The following is an 18,153-nucleotide window of genomic DNA, read 5'->3' as shown; positions in this document are numbered from 1 at the left end:
AGTCCTTTCTACTCGCAAGCGCTCGCGCCGCCCCAAAAAAAATTCAATCGCGCCGGTTACTTACGCGTTGTCGTTAGAGTCCTGATTCAGCTATGAATTCCGCCTGCGAGATAATCTCCAGCCCAAAAACGATTGTTTCGAGCCGACTTGACTCGGTTCTCCTATAGGAACAGAAGAAGAACATCAACATTCTTGGGCATGAAGCCCGCGTTCAACGCGAACCGAAGGAGGTCCGTGATCGATGTCGCACGCCCGGACTTCTAGGCTCATAGACGATCTTCGCGAGCGTATCGCCCATCTTGAAGGCGGCTCGGCGCGCAAGGCGGTCACGCTCCCGTTCGGCGTGCCGGAAATCGATGATCACCTTCCTGGCGGTGGGCTGGCTTTCGGTGCATTGCATGAGGTTGCGGGTGGCGGTTCCGGCACGGTTGACGGTGCGGCCGCCGCCCTGTTCGCCGCGGGGATAGCCGCGAGGTCCAAGGGGAAAGTCCTCTGGTGCCTGACACGGCCCGACCTGTTCGCGCCTTCGGTCTCGCAGGCGGGTTTGCATCCCGATCGCGTTGTCTATTGCGAGGGCGAGAAGGACGAGGATGTCCTGGCGTCAATGGAAGAAGGGCTGTCGTTCGGAGGTTTCGCGGCCGTCGTCGGGGAATTGGTGAGGTTGCCGATGACAGCGTCCCGTCGCCTTCACCTCGCCGCGGAGAAGTCCGGGACGTTGGGCCTGGTCGTCAGAAGGTGGCGAAGACAGAACGAGGCTTCCGATTACGGAAATCCCACGGCTTCGACGACAAGGTGGCGCGTGAGCGTCCTGCCGTCTGAGCCGCTGCCAGTCGCGGGCGTGGGGAGGGCGCGGTGGCTGGCGGAATTGATGCGTGTGAAGGCGGGCGAGTGTGCCGAGTTCGAAATAGGAGCCCCCGATGCCAAGGGTCGTATCTGTCTACTTCCCCTATCTGCCGACAGACAGGATACGTCGGCATGGCGAGGGAGCCGTGCCAGCTAATCAACCGCTCGTCGTCATATCGCGGTCGGGAGCAAAACGGTGGGTTTCCGCCGCCGACACGGCGGCGCGGAAAGTCGGCTTGCGTATCGGTATGTCCGCCAGCAAAGCCCAAGCCGTCATCGCTGGCCTGAATATGATCGAAGCCGACCCCGTTGCGGATGCCGCCGCTCTCGAGCGCCTGGCTCTGTGGGCTCTCCGCCAATACAGCCCTGTCGTCGCCGTGGATGGTACCGACGGCATCGCGATGGACACCGAGGGCGCGGACCATCTTCGAGGCGGCGAGGAGATGATGATCACCGGACTCGTGAACATGCTTCGCGGGCGCGGCCTGACGGCGAGGGCCGCCGTGGCCGACACCTGGGGTGCCGCACATGCGATCGCACGTCTGATGACCCCAGAGACCACCGTCGTTCCCATTGGCGGGGTGGCGAAAGCTGTCGTCGGCCTGCCGATCCATTGCCTTCGGTTGCCGCCGGACACCATTCAGGGGCTACGTATCCTTGGCGTCGAGACGGTCGGTGAATTGTCGGCCATGCCACGCGCTCCTGTGACACTGCGGTTCGGTCCCGAGCCGGGGAGGAGGCTGGACCAGTTGTTCGGCCGGGTGGCGGAACCGATCGAGCCGCTGCGAACGCCTGAACTCGTGGTCGTATCCAAGAATTTCCAAGAGCCGATCGGTGCTGCGGAAACCATCGGGAAGTATGTCCGACGTCTGGTCGGCAGGCTTACGACGGAACTGGAACACCTCGGCCTCGGCGTCCGCCGATCTGACCTTGTCATCCATCGCGTCGACAACACGCGCCAATGCTTGAGGGCCGGCTTGGCCAAGCCCGTGCGCGATCCATCCCGATTATCGAAACTCCTTTGCGACCGCATCGAGAAAATCGATCCCGGGTTCGGCATCGAACGCCTAGACCTCGTCGCCGTAATGACGGAGCCTCTCGAAGAGCGACAGGTCGCGTCGTCGTTGATCGAGGAAGACGTTGTCGACATCACGCCCGTCATCGACGTTCTCGTAAACCGGGGACAGCGCCTCTATCGCCTGTCGCCTGTCGCGTCCGACGTGCCTGAGCGCTCGGTCATGCGGATCGCGCCGACGGCTCCCGAGACCGGGGCCGACTGGGCGGTGAAATGGCCGAGGCCCTCGCGCCTGTTCGCCCACCCAGAACGCATCGAGGTCACAGCACTCTTGCCGGACCAGCCGCCTGCCGTCTTCACCTGGCGTGGCAAGCGTCGTCGCGTGAAGCGGGCGGACGGACCCGAGCGGATATTCGGAGAATGGTGGCAGCGGCCGCGCGAGATGCAGGCGGTTCGCGACTACTTCGTTGTCGAAGACGAGCAGGGCGAGCGGTACTGGGTGTATCGCGCTGGCGATGGCGTCGATCTCGAGACAGGGTCGCACCTGTGGTTCATCCACGGGGTGTTCGGATGAGGTATGCCGAGCTTCAGGTCACTACCCATTTCTCGTTCCTGCGCGGCGCGTCGAGTGCCGAGGAGCTCTTCGCGAAGGCCGCCGAACTTGGCATCGAGGCAGTCGGCGTGGTGGACCGCAATAGTCTCGCGGGCATCGTGCGAGCTTGGGAGGCCGCCAAAACGACAAACGTCCGTCTTGTCGTCGGTTGCCGCCTCGATCTCTCCGACGGCATGTCAATACTGGTCTACCCGACCGATCGGCAGGCATACTCCCGGCTGACCCGCTTGCTGTCCCTCGGCAAGAGCAGGGGCGGCAAGGGCAAGTGTATCCTCGATCTCGCGGATGCCGAAGCCTACAGCGAGGGCCTGATCGCCGTCCTTGTCCCAGACGAAGCCGACGATGTCTGCGCGGGACAGTTACGCAAAGTCGCCGCCGTATTCGGTGATCGGGCGTACGTGAGCCTCTGTCTTCGCCGCCGACCGAACGACCGACTGCGCCTGCACAACCTCTCGAACATGGCCATCCGGCACAAGGTCAAGACGGTCGTTACCAACGACGTCCTGTTTCACGGCCCCGGCCGTCGCCAACTCCAGGACATCGTCACGTGCATCCGGAACCGGACCACGGTCGACGACGTCGGCTACGACCGCGAACGCCATGCCGACCGCTTCATAAAGGCCCCAGAGGAGATGCATCGCCTGTTCTCCGAGTACCCGGAAGCGCTGGCGCGGACACGCGAGATCGTCGATCGCTGCAAATTCGACATGTCGGAGCTCCAGTACCAGTATCCCGAGGAGGCAATCGTGCCGGGTCTCGATGCGCAGCAATCACTGACGAAATTCACCTGGGAAGGTGCGGCCGACCGCTACCCCGAGGGAATTCCCGACAAGGTCCGCAAAGCCATTCTTCACGAGCTCGAGCTGATCAGGGTCATGAAGTACGCGCCATATTTCCTGACCGTCTACAGCATCGTCCGTTTCGCGAGGTCGAAGGATATCCTCTGTCAGGGCAGGGGCAGCGCTGCCAACTCCGCCGTGTGCTATTGCCTCGGCATCACCTCCATCAATCCCGAGACGGGCGATCTTCTGTTTGAACGATTCGTTAGCATGGAGCGCAACGAGCCGCCTGATATCGACGTGGACTTCGAACACTCCCGCCGCGAGGAGGTCATCCAGTGGATTTACGAGACATACGGACGCTCGAGGTCTGCGCTATGCTCAACCGTCACCCGGTATCGGGCGAAGGGCGCACTGCGCGATGTCGGCAAAGCCCTCGGACTTCCGGAAGACCTCATCGGACAACTGTCGTCGGGCATTTGGGGATGGTCGAAAGACGGTGTCGGCGAGAAGCAGCTCCGCGAAAACAACATGAATGCGTCGGACTACCGTCTCCAGCTCGCCCTTGATCTCGCGGGCCAGCTCATGGGCGCGCCGCGGCACCTCGGCCAGCATCCCGGCGGTTTCGTACTCACGCAGGATCGCCTCGACGACCTGGTTCCGATCGAGCCGGCCGCCATGGATGACCGTCAGGTCGTCGAATGGGACAAAGACGACATCGAAGCCCTTAAATTCATGAAGGTCGATGTCCTGGCGCTCGGTATGCTTTCGTGCATGGCGCGCTCGTTCGAACTGCTCGCTGAGTACAAGGGTGTTTCGATGGTGCTGGCCGACATCGAGCAGGAAGACCAGCGCACCTATGCGATGATACGGAAGGCCGACACGCTCGGTACGTTCCAGATCGAGTCGAGGGCGCAGATGGCTATGCTGCCCCGGCTCAAACCGAGGACGTTTTATGACCTCGTGGTGCAGGTCGCGATTGTGAGGCCTGGGCCGATTCAAGGCGATATGGTCCATCCATATTTGCGAAGGCGCGAGGGCAAGGAGAAGGTCGAATACCCCACGCCGGAACTCGAGGCGGTTCTCGGAAAAACGCTGGGCGTCCCGCTTTTTCAGGAATCGGCCATGAAGGTGGCGATGGTCTGCGCGGGGTTCTCTGCGGGCGAGGCGGACCAGCTTAGGCGCGCGATGGCAACGTTTAAATTTACGGGTGGCGTCTCGAAGTTCAAGGACAAACTGGTGAGCGGGATGGTAAAGAACGGCTACACGGCCGAGTTCGCCGAACGGACCTTCAGCCAGCTTGAAGGCTTCGGCAGCTACGGTTTTCCCGAGAGCCACGCCGCGAGCTTTGCCTTAATCGCATACGCCTCGTCCTGGGTGAAATGCTGGCATCCCGACGTCTTCTGCGCGGCGTTGATCAACAGCCAGCCGATGGGTTTCTACTCGGTCGCGCAGATCGTCACCGACGCCCGACAACACGGTGTCGAAGTCCGACCCGTCTGCGTAAACGCTTCCCGGTGGGACTGCACGATGGAGCGGATCGGGGAGAGCGACCGGTTTGCCGTTCGCCTCGGCATGCGGGTCGTCAAAAGGCTTTCGCAGAACGATGCCGCGCGGATAGTTCTGGCGCGCGCCGTCCATCCATTTGAGAGCGCGGATGACATGTGGAGGCGTTCAGGCGTGCCGACGGCGGCCTTGGTGAAACTCGCAGAGGCGGACGCCTTCCTCCCGTCGTTGAAACTCGAACGCCGTCAAGCACTGTGGGACATCAAGGCCCTGCGCGATGAGCCGCTCGAACTCTGGGCGGCGGCCGCCGAACGCGAGGCGCGGACAGTGTCGGAAACGCAAGAACCCGAGGTCACGCTGAAATCGATGACGGAGGGCAGGGAGGTCGTTGAGGACTACTCCCATACAGGGCTCACCCTTCGCGCGCATCCGATGTCCTTTCTGCGCAACGATCTCAAGGCCAAGCGTATCGTCACGTGCGCGGAGGCAATGGGCGAGCGGGATGGTCGATGGCTCTGGACGGCTGGGCTGGTTCTCGTGAGGCAACGGCCGGGATCGGCCAAGGGCGTCATGTTCCTGACGCTTGAGGACGAGACCGGGATCGTCAACGCCGTCGTTTGGCCGTCACTATTCGAGCGCCAACGACGGGTACTGATGACGGCGTCGATGATGGGCATCCACGGGAAGATTCAGCGAGAGGGAGAGGTCGTGCATCTGGTCGCCCAGCGTTTGTTCGATTTTTCTTCTGATCTATCGAGCCTCGGCGAACGAGATGGGGACTTCCCCCTGCCGCATGGTCGTGGCGACCAGGTAAAGAACGGCGGTGGCCCCGACCCGCGCGACACTCCGAAATCCGCCGTGCAGGCCAGGGACATATATGTCCCCGATCTCCACATCGATACGCTCAAGGTGAAGTCCCGGAATTTTCACTGAACTCGATCAGTCTGACATAGTATCCGATGAAATTTCGGGTCCAAAGCTTGGATGATCACAACAAACATGCTTGCCGCATCGAGCGCTCCAGCTCCTCGAGTGTCGTATTGTCTTCCTTCGAACCGAACTCGCGAACCACTGGCGCGCACTTTTTATGCTGCGCTGGTAGTACCCGACGGTTACCGAAAGCCCATTGATCAACCATCGCTCCCAACATGTCCGAGATTAGCGATGGACTGATATTGTGACACACGGCTTTGCTCCAAACATTGGCTAGACACTATCTTGAGGTCATAAAATGACCGGCGCAAAGTCGTTGACGCTGATCAACACACGACTAGGAAGGTTGAAATGCAATCGCGTAGAGGAGACGATTAGAGCGCGTGACCAACCCTTTCCTCCCGGCTGGCTCTCGGCCCCGAAAGATCGTCTGAACCACCGATCATACGCAAGAAGCACTTAGATCGCTGTACGAACACCGGCGGAACGGCGGCACGTGCACCAACCACGGCCATTCCCAGCAGAACCAGTCGCCCTATGTTGTAGAGCAATAAACCCATTCGAAGGTGATGGCATGTGCAATCTCTACACCGTCCGTGTATCCGCTGCCGAAGTAGCCGCTCACTTTCGCGTTCCAAATCCGTCGCAGTCCAATGCCCCCGACGAGGTTTATCCGGGAACGCCGGGGATGGTGGTGACCGAGCGTGAAGGCGTTCGCGAGATGCAGTCGATGGTGTGGGGTTTTCCGATGCGGTTCGCGACGATGAAACCGGACGCCAAGCCCAAGGCGGTCAACAACATCGCCGATCTTACGAAAGGCGTCTGGGTGGGCCTCGCACGCAAGCCACAGTGGCGATGCCTGATCCCCGTCACTCGCTTCGCTGAACCCGAGGGCGTCAAAGGGGCGATGACAAGGACATGGTTCTCGTTGCCGGAGGAGCCGATATTCGCGTGGGCCGGGCTTTGGCGGGTCAGTGACGAATGGGGTCCTGTCTACTCGGGCGCAATGACCGATGCGAACGAGTTTGTCGCTCCCGTGCACAACCGCATGCCGGTTATCCTTCACCGCGACGAGTACGATCGTTGGCTTCGCGGGAGCTTTGACGACATCCTCGGCTTGCAGAAACGAACATTCCCGTTCGAGTTGATGGCGATGGACAAAACCAGCGAGCTCTGGGTGAAGAAGAAGGCGTCGACCGAAACCCCGCTCCTGCTTTAGGTCCGACAGCCACGGGGCCTGCAGGATTGTTGACGATGCGACCACGCCGCCCCATTTGTTGTCCGATGCCTAAACACGAGACGAACGAGACAGTGCAACTGGTCGCGAGGTGGACGCTGCCGCCGGCGGCGACGCTAGGCTCGTCTGTACGCGCGAGGGGAATCCTTCTGGAGTTGAGGGCGTCCCTCCCGTCGGAATTGCGGAAATCCCTCGATCTCGGCGGCTACGAGCTTACGCTGAGCCTGCCAGCAGGCCTGGAGCGCCAGTTTGACGAATCCTTGTCGCTCATCGCCGCCAAACTGGATGGGATCGAAAACCTGCCCGTCATACCTCGCGAAATCGAGGACATCCTTTCGATTTCGACGGCAGAAAGGCATCGTTGGCTGAAAGACGGCAGGTTGCCGAGTGCCGGGACCCGCACGGTCAAACTACGGGGACGAGCGAGGAAGATAACGTTTCACGTTTTCGAACCCCGGATGGTCGAGGAACTGCTTGACCAGGGTCTTGTCGACGAATGGCGCGAAGAGGACGCTGTAGCCGCTGCGGAAAACAGACGGCGGGCCGCGTACAAGGCAAAACTGACCCGGTCTCTGAGGAACGGCAAAAATTCGAAGCCATCTTCGGGCAGACAGGACGAAGCGGCTGCTCAACTTCCTGGCTGGGATGAGTTCGTTCGGGACGGGTTTCTTCAGTGAGCGTCGGATACACGACATTTGCGTCAAGGGTCCCGAAGACCTGACTCCCCCAGTTTCTCCAGTGTTGGTCAAAAGTGGCAACCGCACCCATCGCGAACGCCAGAGCGAGACCACCGCGGAACCATTTCGCGCCTCCGAAGTTCAGTTGCACCGTGGGTTATTCATCCCGCCGGAAAATCACCTCACGTTGGAGACGACAATGGCCACGAAGACCCTTGAAGACCTGTTTATCGACGGCGTGAAGGATATTTACTACGCCGAGCGCAAGATCATCGCCGCTCTCAAGAAAATGACCCGAGGCGCGCAGTCCCAAGACCTGAAGTCCGCTTTCGACCTTCACCTCCAGGAAACCGAAGGGCAGATCGAGCGCCTCGTTCAGGTGTTCGAACTTCTCGGAAAGCCGGCACGCGGTAAGACCTGCCCCGCCATCGACGGAATTATCGAGGAAGGCCAGGAAATCCTCGAGGAGTTCAAAGATTCGCCGGCGCTGGATGCAGGCTTGCTCGCCGCCGCGCAGGCCGTCGAACACTACGAAATCGCCCGCTACGGTACGCTGCGCAACTGGGCGCTGGAACTCGGCAAGGAAGACGTGGCGCAGCTTCTCGAGCAGACCCTCGCCGAGGAAGAAAAAACGGACCAGGCCCTTACCCAGCTCGCTGATGCGAAGGTCAATCGCAAGGGCAAGACCAAGGCTGCTTGATCGTGCGTGCGGGGCGGCAAAAACCTGCCGCCCCGCCTTCTTTTGCGTTCATAATCAGGCTTTGGAGCGGGTGATGCACGACTGCGCTGTTATCGGCGGCGGACCCGCGGGCCTGACCGCTGCAATATATCTGGCGAGATACCATCTCTCCGTCGCCGTCTTCGACGACGGCACGAGCCGCGCGGCGTCGATTCCGATGAGCCACAATCACGCAGGATTTCCCGACGGTATTAAGGGATGCGATCTCTTGAACAGGATGCGGACCCAGGCCCTAAAACACGGTGTCGACATCCGGGCGGAAAAGGTGACGGAACTTCATCGCACGAGCAATGGCTTCAGGGTGCTGTCCCATGAACCACTGGATGTGCGATCCGTACTAATCGCGACCGGGGTAGTGAACAGACGTCCTGCCATGTCGGCCGAGCTTCACGACAGGGCCGTGTCCGCGGGTCTCATCCGATACTGTCCCGTGTGTGACGGGTACGAAATTACGGATAAACCGATTGCCGTCATAGGCTCCGGCTCGCGGGCTTTCAAAGAAGTTGTGTTTCTTCGCAGCTATACCAAGAACCTCACTTTGGTATTGGATGTGGCCGAGCATGGGTTATCCGCGGAGAAGGCGGCACGGTTGGAAGAGTTGGGGGTGGCTGTGAAGACGGGACCTGTCGAATTCGTTTCTGCCGACGGAGGTGCGATCGAGATAACGGCAAGTGGCCAACGTTTTTCGTTCGCCGCGGCATACCCCGCCCTTGGCTCCGATGTGCGCTCGGACCTCGCGGCAATGGTTGGTGCGGAATTGTCAGACGAGGGATGTGTCACCGTTGACGCGCATCAACGAACCACCGTTGTCGGGCTTTACGCTGCCGGGGACGTGGTAATCGGCCTCGACCAGATCAGTAACGCCATGGGACAGGCTGGCGTCGCCGCGACTTCGATACGGAACGATCTCTGTGAGAGCACGCCCTTGATCCGACCATGAAATGGGCTCAAGTTGACGTATCTAGATGCCTGCCTGAGGGTGATCCGAACGCCTTCCGGCTACCGCCGCGCGCCTCCACCAGACTGTAAGTCGAGGTTGCGGGTCTTCACGGTTCCCCAACTGACAGCTAGCTTTCGGAGTCGATTTCCCGACAGGGCAGGCGAGGACGTGTTACTGTATCCCGACCATCGGGAGCCTGAATGTCTGTATTTGACCGCAATAACGTAACGATAAACGGCACAGGGGAGCGCGCGATTGTCTTCTCCCATGGTTTTGGCTGTGACCAGAATATGTGGCGCTTCGTTGCGTCTGCGTTCGAGGACAGGTTTCAGACCGTTCTGTTTGATCATGTCGGCGCTGGCAAATCCGATCTGAGCGCCTACGACTCCGAAAAATACAGCAGCCTCGACGGATATGCCGACGATGTCGTTGAAATCGGGGAGGCGATTGGGTTGAGACAGGCGATCTTCGTAGGTCATTCGGTGAGCGCCATGATCGGAGCGCTTGCGTCCATCAAAGCACCTGGGATGTTCGAGGCGTTGGTCCTTGTAGGGCCGTCACCCAGATATATCGACGATAGCGGGTACCGTGGCGGCTTCAGCGCGGACGACATCGAAGAGTTGCTCGCATCCCTGGCGGACAATCATATGGGCTGGTCGATGGCCATGGCCCCGGCGATCATGGGAAATCCCGACAATCCCGACCTCGCACAGGAGCTGGCCGACAGTTTCTGTCGCACCGATCCTGCGATAGCAAGAGCCTTCGCGCGTGTGACCTTCACCTCGGACAACCGCACCGACTTGCCGCGGGTCACCGCTAGAACACTTGTTCTGCAGTGCAGGGAAGATATCATCGCCTCGGAAGAAGTCGGCGAGTACGTCCGGGATCACATCCCGGGAAGCGAGATGGTCATTCTAAACGCAACGGGGCACTGCCCCAATCTATCGGCTCCGAAAGAGGTCGTCGCGGCCATCCGCGCATTTGTCTAAGCGCCCCATGGATCACGCTCCCGAATTTCGCGATCTGTTCGACAACGCCCCCTGCGGTTACATCGTGATGAATGACAGGGGACGGATCGTCCTGGTCAACGCCACCCTTCGGACATGGCTTGATCTCGACGACACGGATTTGCTCGGCAAACGCCTCCTAGAACTGCTCCCGGTGGCTGGGCGCGTCTTCTACGAGACCCATTTCGCTCCACTTCTCCGAATGCAGGGCTACTTCCATGAAGTTGCTCTCGACCTCGTTCGGCGGGATCGGACGCGACTGACCGTTCTCGCCAACGCAACGCAACGCGTGGACGCCGACGGAGAGGTATCCGAGACGAGGATCGCGCTATTCCAGGCAACGAGTCGACGGAAGTACGAGCGCGAATTACACGATGCAAACGAGGCTGGTGAGCTAAACCGCAAGGAGATCGAGCGTCTCAATGCGGGACTGACGGAGACGGGACTTTTGCGAGATGAATTCATCGCGATCCTCGGGCATGACCTGCGCAATCCGCTGGCCTCGATCGGAAGCGGAATGCGCATCCTCTCCAACGAACCTCTTACTCCCAAGGGAAAGCAGGTTGTGCGCCTGATCGAGGGTAGCGTCACCAGGATGAGCAAGCTGATCAACGATGTCCTCGATTTTACCCGTGGTCGTCTCGGCGGCGGCATCCCAGTCCTCCGGGGGTACGGCGATCGCCTAAAACTCGAGTTCGAACAGGTCGTGGCCGAAATGGAATCCTCGAGCGGCAGGGTTATAGAGACTGCGATCGATCTTCCGGAGACAACCCATGTTGATGCTTCGCGGATAGCCCAGCTTGTTTCCAACCTCCTCGGCAACGCGCTGGCGCACGGAGACCCGGAGAAGCCAATATCCTTTTCGGCCCACGTGGCGAAAGGCGATCTTGTGATCACCGTTGAAAACGGCGGTGATCCTATTGCTCCCGAAATCGCACAGCGGCTGTTCCAGCCGTTTTTCCGTGGCGCAGGTTCAAGAACCGCGAGCGAACAAGGCTTGGGCCTCGGTCTACATATTGCCAGCGAAATTGCCAAGGCCCATGGCGGGACGCTTTCTGTGACCTCGGGCGAGACGACCTTGTTCGAGTTCCGGATGCCGAACGCGCTGGGGTGATCCCCAAAATTCTCTTTGCACCTCTAACAGACTGCCGAGGTCCCGCGATCAAATAAGCCGCCAAGCGTCTCTTCCTTCGCCCGCCGCCGTCGCGGCGTTGCCGTGACGATGAGCGAGGGATGGCAGTAATTCGGAACAAAGAAGATCGGCTCGGGTTCATCACACTCCAATTCAAAAGGAGGAAATCGAGATGGACCATACGAACCACGTACGCCTTACTGCTGGCGAACTGACCCCTGACGTTCTCGAAGGCGCAACGATTTACGGTGCGGACGACCACAAGGTTGGCAAACTCGATCATGTCCACGGTGCTGGTCCGAGCAGCACTGCCGTAATCGACGTCGGCGGCTTCCTCGGAATCGGCGCAAAGCCCGTGGGCGTGCCGCTCACTGATCTTGAGTTCATGCGCGACGAGGACGGCGACGTCCACGCGGTGACGACCTGGACCAAGGATCAGCTGAAGGAAATGCCCGAACACCATCACTGACGCGATGCCCGCAGACCTGGAGCCCGGCTTTCAAGCCGGGCTTTTCGTTTGGGCGCGTGTCAGCGGCGCATCTGGTTGCTCCACTGCTGGATCACCTGCGATCTAAGCCTGATTTCAGGGTGGCGTACCACGAGGCGTAACCGGTGTTTTTCGCGAGACGCTTGTTGCAGTCTGGCGCTCCGTCGCTCCACCAGACTGGCCCACGTTCACCGAGCGCCGTCTTCGCATCGTTCACGCAGCTACGTGCTTCACGCATTGCGTCAGGATCGCCCGAGGCGTCTTTGACGGCTCGCCGTGCCGACATCAATTCGCTTACTAGGCGATCGCGGGTCTCGGCGGGCAACGACGGATTACTTTTTCTCCACAGGCGGCCTCGGACGACGAAGTAGCGGCCGTCCGGCGTGTCGGGGTACGCGTTCTTGTCCATTCGCTCGGCTCCTCCATACAAGAAGGAACTTTCGAGCGAGGCGGAGGTTTCCTTTCAAGATCGCGGCGTGTCAACCGGACATGACGGAGACGGTGAACACGGGGATTTATCCGATTTCTCTCCGTGGGCAACGAAACGCCAGGCGAGCACCCAACCTGTCCGCCGCGATCTGACCCGAAACGGAAGCCGCCGATGATCGACCCTCCTACCAGGGAACCCGGAAGCGCTGAACGTGAGGTCGAACTCGACCAGACGGTCGATTATGCCATTCAGTTTCTCGAAGAAGAGGCCCACCTAATCGGCTGGCGGCGCGCGGAATTCCTGGCGTCCATCATCGACGTAGCGAACGCGAGGTTAGCGACGCTGGACGAGGAGTCGCGCCTGACAGGTGCCACTCCCGTCGGCGACGAAGCCGACGGCAAGTGCTTACCGTGAAGATAGCAACCTATAACGTCAACGGCGTCAACGGCCGCCTCGAGGTCCTGCTGAGGTGGCTGAAGCTTGCCAAGCCGGATGTCGTATGCCTTCAGGAATTGAAGGCTCCCGACACGCGGTTTCCGGCGCGGGAGATCGAGGCGGCCGGATATGGCGCGATCTGGCATGGGCAGAAGAGTTGGAACGGCGTGGCAATCCTCGCTCGGGGCAAGAAGCCGTTGCTCACTCGGAAGGGGCTCCCCGGCGACCCGGACGACACGCACAGTCGCTACATCGAAGCGGCCGTCGATGGAATGGTCATCGGCTGCCTATACCTTCCGAACGGAAATCCGTACCCCGGGCCGAAATTCGAGTACAAGCTGGCGTGGTTTCGCAGGCTCACCGCCTATGCCGCCGAACTGCTTGAACTTGAGGTCCCCGTGATCCTTGCGGGTGACTACAACGTCATGCCGACTGAGCTGGACGTCTACAAACCCGAGCGTTGGTTAAACGACGCGCTCTTTCGCGTCGAAGTTCGGTACGCCTTTCGGCAACTCGTCGAGCAAGGCTGGACCGACGCCATACGAACGCTACATCCACACGAGACGATCTACACTTTCTGGGACTACTTCCGGAACGCCTATGCCAGGAATGCGGGCCTTAGGATCGACCATTTCCTGCTCAGCCCCGACGTCGCGGCGAGGCTATCGAAAGCAGGTGTCGACAAGGATGTTCGCGGATGGGAGCACACAAGCGACCATGCGCCGACGTGGATCGAACTCTCGGCCAAACCGAAACGAGGAGGGAAAGCAAATGGACGATGACGACTGGCGTACGGCCTTGCGGCTCGAGATCGAAAAGGCAGTAGACGGCGCGGTTATCGCCGGGGCGACGCAGTCCCAAATTTTCGCGGAAATCCTCAGCGAGATCGACCGACTGCGCGCGGCCCTCGAGCGCGATCCCGACCCAGCCGAAGACCATACCGATGAGATCGGCGAGCCTTCGAACGACTGGCCCTCCGCCGAGCCGTGAACGACCGGGGACGAATCCTAACCGCTTCTCTTGGTCTTCATCTCGCTGGCGACGGACTTGCGAAGGGCGTCCATGATGTTGACCACGTTCGACGGGGCAGCGGCCTGGCCCTTGGCCTTCGCAGGCTTCTTCGGCGATCTGAGGGCCTTCTTCTTGTCGGCGATCAGTTTCAGGAGGCTTTCTTGAATGGGGTCACTGACCATGTCCGGCGACCACCGCTCGGTTTTCTGCTTAATGAGTTTTTGCACGAGGGGGACGAGGTCAGGGTCAGCTTCGTCCTCGATATCTTCGAAGTAGTTCTCTTCCGGCCGAACCTCGTCGCCGAAGCGCAGTGTCCATAGCACGATGCCCTCGTCGCGTGGCTCGAGGATCACGGCACGCTCGCGACGGCCGATCACCAGCTTTGACACCCCGACGACTTTATCGGCCTTCATCGCGTCACGGATGACGGCGAACGCTTCGTTTCCGACCTGGTCGTTCGGAACGAGGTAGTGCGGCGTATCAAGGTAAACCCACTCGATGCTGTTGGCCGGCACGAATTTCTCGATGTCGATTGTCCGAACCGTATCGAGAGCGACCGCATCGAGATCGTCGTCGGTGAGGATTACGTAGTCGTTTTCCCCTCGGGCGTAGCCCTTGGCTTCGTTTTCTTCCTTCACGGGCTTTCCGGTCACGGAATCGATATACTGGGATACAACGCGGTTGCCTGTCTCCTGGTTGATCGTATGGAAGCGGACCTTCTCCGCCTCCGAGGTTGCGGGGGACATTGCGACGGGGCAGGTCACGAGCGAAAGCTTGAGATAGCCCTTCCAGTACGGTCTTGCCATTGCCAGGTCTCCTAGCTCGCTTTGCGCTGTGACGCGGCCGATACGCGCGGTTTGGCGGTGGACGCGCGCCGGGGCTTGCCGCCGTCCTTACCCGCGTTGGTGTTCGCGGCGGCACGCTTAGGCTCCGACCCCTTCTTCGAAAGTCCTGCACTCTCGCGGAGTGCCGCCAGGAGGTCGTTGGGCTTGGATACCGCGACGGGCTTGCGCTTCGGCAACGCCTTGCCTTCGACCTTGGCTTTCACGAGCTCGGCGAGGGCATCCTCGTAGCGGTCGTCGAAGGCCGCCGGGTCGAATTCCCCTTTTTTCGTCGAGATAATGTGTTTGGCGAGGTCGAGCATCTCGCCCTCGATTTTCAGTTTCGGTACCTCTTCGAAGGCTTTCTTCGACGAGCGCACCTCATAGTCATATTGCAGGGTCGTGGCGATCAGCCCGTTGCCGTGCGGACGGATGAGAACCGTTCGGAGACGGCGAAACAGCACCGTTCGCGCGATGGCGGCCACTTTCGACTTCCGCATGCCGTCGCGGAGCGCCGCGAATGCATCCTGACCAAGTCTGTCGGGTGTGAGGTAGTACGGTTTGTCGAAGTATACGTCGTCGACATCGGAGCAAGGGATGAAGGCCTCGACCTCCAGCGTCTTATTGCTTTCCGGGATCGTGGCGGCGACTTCTTCGGGATCGATAAGGATGTATTGACCGTTCTCGATTTCGAAGCCCTTTGTCTGGGCCTCCTTCGGAACCGCCTCCTGCGTATCGCTGTCCACGAACACGCGGTTGACGCGATTGCCCGTCGCCGTGTTGATGGTGTTGAACGTGATCCGGTCCGATGTCGATGCCGCGGTGTAGAGGCCGACCGCACAAGTCACCTCGCCGAACTTGATAAACCCCTTCCACTGCGCTCGCTGTGCCATGACGCTCTACTCCCAAGACTGATTCGCGAATCAATCATTACGGAGGCGATTCGTTCCGCGCTGAAACGAATCGTTTTTCAACGTCTTATCGGCTCCTGTAGACTCTCTTCTTGAAGTGCAGACCTCGCTCTTTTCAGCGCTCTCTTCGAGGCGAGTAATCGCCGACCCCTGCCTCCCAACAAGGGTCGGCAAGCGGACGGAAGTGCCTCCGTGCACGAGGACCCGATCACATTAGTCCCTCGGCAGCCTCCCTGGCAGCGGGCCGACAGCTCGAAGCCGGGAGATTTGACGTTCTCGTCAGGGTCCTTCCCGGTGTTGGCCCCGATCTCGAAGGGAAGCCGAGGCGGCGTTTGGGTTCCTCCGGCGTCACCTCGATCCATAGGGTTCCTGTCCATAACCCGGAACAGTTGCCCAGGCGGCGAGTTCAGGCTTCGAGCTGTCTTGAACCTACGCGCCCGTAGCCACGACGCTGCTCATCAGTCAGCGCCTGCACAACATCCGTGCCGCCAAACGCATAAGTGTTGCGCAACTTGCGGTACACGAAAAGAGGACCATTCCATGCAAGACCCGACAAGCAAGCACCCCAAGCCGCCATTCGAGGAACAGAAGCAACCGTTCCCGGGCCTCGCCAGCGAAATGACGCCAAAACCGGACCACGGCGAAAGGTCCTATAAAGGCTCCGGACGACTGGTGGGCCGAAAGGCTCTAATCACCGGCGGCGACTCCGGAATGGGCCGTGCCGCTGCCATCGCCTACGCCCGCGAGGGCGCGGACGTCGCCATCAACTATCTGCCGGATGAGGAATCCGACGCGAGGCAGGTCATCGCGCTTATCCAGGATGAAGGACGTAAAGGCATCGCTCTTCCGGGCGACCTGCGCGACGAAGCCTTTTGCGAGAAGCTCGTCGAAGACGCCGTGAAGGCACTGGGTGGACTCGACATCCTCGTCAACAATGCTGGCCGACAGCAACAAGTGGGCTCGATCTCCGACCTCACGACGGAAGCGTTCGACGCGACGATGAAAACCAACATCTATGCGATGTTTTGGCTCACCAAGGCGGCTGTCAAACATCTTCCCCCGGGTTCGTCGATCATCCAGACGACGTCGGTACAGGCGTACGACCCTTCCGAGAACCTCGTCGACTATGCGATCACGAAGGCGGCCAATTTGAGCTTCACCAAGTCGATGGCAAAACAGTTGGGGCCAAAGGGCATTCGCGTGAACGGCGTCGCGCCGGGCCCCGTGTGGACACCGTTGCAGGTGTGCGGAGGCCAGACGATGGAAAAACTCGTCGAATTCGGCGGCGACACGCCGCTCGGCCGACCGGGCCACCCCGCTGAACTCGCCTCGATCTATGTCCAGCTCGCAGACAATGACGCAAGCTTTGCGACCGGGCAAATCTACGGGGCGGCCGGGGGCGGCGGTCATCCCTGACCCTCGTGGAAACCGTTTCTAGACAAAAAACCTTTGAGAGGACCGACAGATGAAAGCCCTGACCTGGCATGGAAAGCACGACATCCGCTGCGACAGCGTGCCCGATCCCCAGATCGAGGACGGCCGTGACGCTATAATCAAAGTCACCGCCTGTGCGATCTGCGGCTCCGACCTGCACCTCTACAACGGTATCATGCCGGAGATGCACAGCGGCGACATCATGGGTCACGAAACCATGGGGGAAGTCGTCGAGGTCGGCAAGGATAACAAGAAGCTGCAGGTCGGCGACAGGGTCGTCGTGCCGTTCACCATCGCCTGCGGCGAATGTTTCTTCTGCACGCGCGGTTTCTTCTCGGGATGCGAGCGGTCCAATCCGAAGCCGGAAAAGGTAACCAAAATGTGGGGGAATTCGCCCGCGGGCCTGTTCGGTTACACCCATCTCCTCGGCGGCTATAGTGGCGGACAGGCGGAATTCCTCCGCGTACCATACGCCGACGTCGGCCCGATCAAGGTGCCGGACGGCCTGACCGACGAGCAGGTGTTGTTTCTGTCGGATATCTTCCCGACCGGTTACATGGCCGCCGAGTTCTGCAACATCCAGCCAGGCGACACGATCGCCATCTGGGGCTGTGGGCCAGTCGGCCAGATGGCCATCAAGTCGGCATTCATTCTCGGGGCCGAGCGCGTCATCGCCATCGATACCGTCCCCGAACGACTGGCGCTCGCCGAAAAGTCGGGAGCCATCACGCTCGATTACATGGACAAGGACATCTACGATCGGATCATGGAACTGACTAACGGCCGTGGGGCAGACGCCTGCATCGACGCCGTCGGGACGGAGTCCGATCCAGCGGCCAGCTGGGATGCGCGTATCGACCGCATCAAGGTGGCGACGTTCATGGGCACGGACCGCCCACATGTTCTCCGCCAGGCGATCCACTGCTGCCGCAACTTCGGCACGGTCTCGATCGTCGGGGTCTACGGCGGCTTCCTGGACAAAATCCCGATGGGGTCGGCGATTAACCGCGGCCTGACCTTCAAGATGGCCCAGACACCCGTTCAACACTACCTGCCGATCCTGATGGAGCGCATCCAGAACGGCGAAATCGACCCGTCCTTCATCATCACCCATACGGGCTCACTAGAAGACGGTCCTGACCTCTACAAGACTTTCCTTGAGAAGAAGGACGGCTGCGTAAAAGTTGTCCTCAAGCCATAGAA

Annotated in this window: 18 protein-coding genes; 15 read left to right on the top strand and 3 right to left on the bottom strand. The window is 60.3% G+C overall.

Annotated elements, in window-relative coordinates:
- The first annotated feature begins 241 nt into the window (after positions 1-241).
- The 10 genes from VGN93_RS04345 to VGN93_RS04300 all read left to right on the top strand — a co-directional run bounded on the left by VGN93_RS04345 (position 242) and on the right by VGN93_RS04300 (position 11,890).
- Entirely contained in the window at positions 242-1,000 is a 759-nt protein-coding gene (locus VGN93_RS04345; protein ID WP_327506480.1) for an ImuA family protein, read from the top strand.
- Positions 918-2,432: a DNA polymerase Y family protein gene (locus VGN93_RS04340; RefSeq protein ID WP_327506479.1), complete on the top strand. Its 1,515-nt coding sequence runs from the start codon at positions 918-920 to the stop codon at positions 2,430-2,432. Before VGN93_RS04345 ends, VGN93_RS04340 begins: the two co-directional genes overlap by 83 nt.
- Positions 2,429-5,689, top strand: coding sequence for an error-prone DNA polymerase (locus tag VGN93_RS04335; RefSeq protein ID WP_327506478.1), 3,261 nt, complete (start codon positions 2,429-2,431; stop codon positions 5,687-5,689). Before VGN93_RS04340 ends, VGN93_RS04335 begins: the two co-directional genes overlap by 4 nt.
- A gap of 574 nt (positions 5,690-6,263) precedes the next feature.
- Positions 6,264-6,908 carry an SOS response-associated peptidase gene (locus VGN93_RS04330; protein WP_327506477.1) on the top strand — a complete coding sequence of 215 codons (645 nt, stop codon included), beginning with the start codon at positions 6,264-6,266 and terminating at the stop codon, positions 6,906-6,908.
- 65 nt (positions 6,909-6,973) lie between these two features.
- A complete protein-coding gene (locus VGN93_RS04325; protein ID WP_327506839.1) occupies positions 6,974-7,603 on the top strand; it encodes a hypothetical protein in 630 nt (209 codons plus the stop codon).
- A 199-nt stretch (positions 7,604-7,802) separates the two neighbouring features.
- Complete coding sequence (locus tag VGN93_RS04320) at positions 7,803-8,303, top strand: ferritin-like domain-containing protein (protein WP_327506476.1); 501 nt, start codon at positions 7,803-7,805, stop codon at positions 8,301-8,303.
- Between the two features lie 73 nt (positions 8,304-8,376).
- Positions 8,377-9,282, top strand: coding sequence for an NAD(P)/FAD-dependent oxidoreductase (locus VGN93_RS04315; RefSeq protein ID WP_327506475.1), 906 nt, complete (start codon positions 8,377-8,379; stop codon positions 9,280-9,282).
- Positions 9,283-9,482: 200 nt separating this feature from the next.
- On the top strand, positions 9,483-10,271 hold the full coding sequence (locus VGN93_RS04310) for an alpha/beta hydrolase (RefSeq protein WP_327506474.1): 789 nt from the start codon (positions 9,483-9,485) through the stop codon (positions 10,269-10,271).
- A 7-nt stretch (positions 10,272-10,278) separates the two neighbouring features.
- Positions 10,279-11,403 (top strand): HAMP domain-containing sensor histidine kinase, encoded by a 1,125-nt coding sequence (locus tag VGN93_RS04305; RefSeq protein WP_327506472.1) that lies wholly within the window; start codon positions 10,279-10,281, stop codon positions 11,401-11,403.
- 190 nt (positions 11,404-11,593) lie between these two features.
- The gene (locus VGN93_RS04300) at positions 11,594-11,890 is read left to right on the top strand and encodes a PRC-barrel domain-containing protein (RefSeq protein WP_327506471.1); all 297 of its coding nucleotides are present in this window, start codon (positions 11,594-11,596) and stop codon (positions 11,888-11,890) included.
- A 91-nt stretch (positions 11,891-11,981) separates the two neighbouring features.
- Here the strand turns inward: VGN93_RS04300 and VGN93_RS04295 are convergent, their stop codons facing one another.
- On the bottom strand, positions 11,982-12,317 hold the full coding sequence (locus tag VGN93_RS04295; RefSeq protein WP_327506470.1) for a hypothetical protein: 336 nt from the start codon (positions 12,315-12,317) through the stop codon (positions 11,982-11,984).
- Positions 12,318-12,509: 192 nt separating this feature from the next.
- Between VGN93_RS04295 and VGN93_RS04290 the strand changes: the two genes are divergently transcribed.
- Genes VGN93_RS04290 through VGN93_RS04280 form a run of 3 tightly spaced genes read left to right on the top strand, consistent with a single transcriptional unit; the run spans position 12,510 to position 13,763 of the window.
- Complete coding sequence (locus VGN93_RS04290) at positions 12,510-12,752, top strand: hypothetical protein (RefSeq protein ID WP_327506468.1); 243 nt, start codon at positions 12,510-12,512, stop codon at positions 12,750-12,752.
- Positions 12,749-13,555, top strand: coding sequence for an exodeoxyribonuclease III (gene xth, locus VGN93_RS04285; RefSeq protein WP_327506467.1), 807 nt, complete (start codon positions 12,749-12,751; stop codon positions 13,553-13,555). Before VGN93_RS04290 ends, xth begins: the two co-directional genes overlap by 4 nt.
- Entirely contained in the window at positions 13,545-13,763 is a 219-nt protein-coding gene (locus VGN93_RS04280; protein ID WP_327506466.1) for a hypothetical protein, read from the top strand. Before xth ends, VGN93_RS04280 begins: the two co-directional genes overlap by 11 nt.
- Before the next feature lie 17 nt (positions 13,764-13,780).
- Here VGN93_RS04280 and VGN93_RS04275 read toward each other — a convergent pair whose 3' ends face one another.
- Positions 13,781-14,590, bottom strand: a complete 810-nt coding sequence (locus VGN93_RS04275) for a Ku protein (RefSeq protein ID WP_327506465.1) — start codon at positions 14,588-14,590, stop codon at positions 13,781-13,783.
- A gap of 11 nt (positions 14,591-14,601) precedes the next feature.
- On the bottom strand, positions 14,602-15,498 hold the full coding sequence (locus VGN93_RS04270) for a Ku protein (RefSeq protein ID WP_327506464.1): 897 nt from the start codon (positions 15,496-15,498) through the stop codon (positions 14,602-14,604).
- A gap of 558 nt (positions 15,499-16,056) precedes the next feature.
- On the opposite strand from VGN93_RS04270, the gene VGN93_RS04265 reads away from it, so the two are divergent.
- Complete coding sequence (locus VGN93_RS04265; protein ID WP_327506463.1) at positions 16,057-16,932, top strand: SDR family oxidoreductase; 876 nt, start codon at positions 16,057-16,059, stop codon at positions 16,930-16,932.
- Positions 16,933-16,981: 49 nt separating this feature from the next.
- Positions 16,982-18,151 carry a zinc-dependent alcohol dehydrogenase gene (locus VGN93_RS04260; RefSeq protein ID WP_327506462.1) on the top strand — a complete coding sequence of 390 codons (1,170 nt, stop codon included), beginning with the start codon at positions 16,982-16,984 and terminating at the stop codon, positions 18,149-18,151.
- The last annotated feature ends 2 nt before the right edge of the window (positions 18,152-18,153 follow it).

The organism is Shinella sp., from assembly GCF_035998705.1.
Taxonomy (GTDB): domain Bacteria; phylum Pseudomonadota; class Alphaproteobacteria; order Rhizobiales; family Rhizobiaceae; genus Shinella.
The sequence above is the reverse complement of the archived record's forward strand: the minus strand, read 5'-3'. Positions and strand labels throughout refer to the sequence as shown.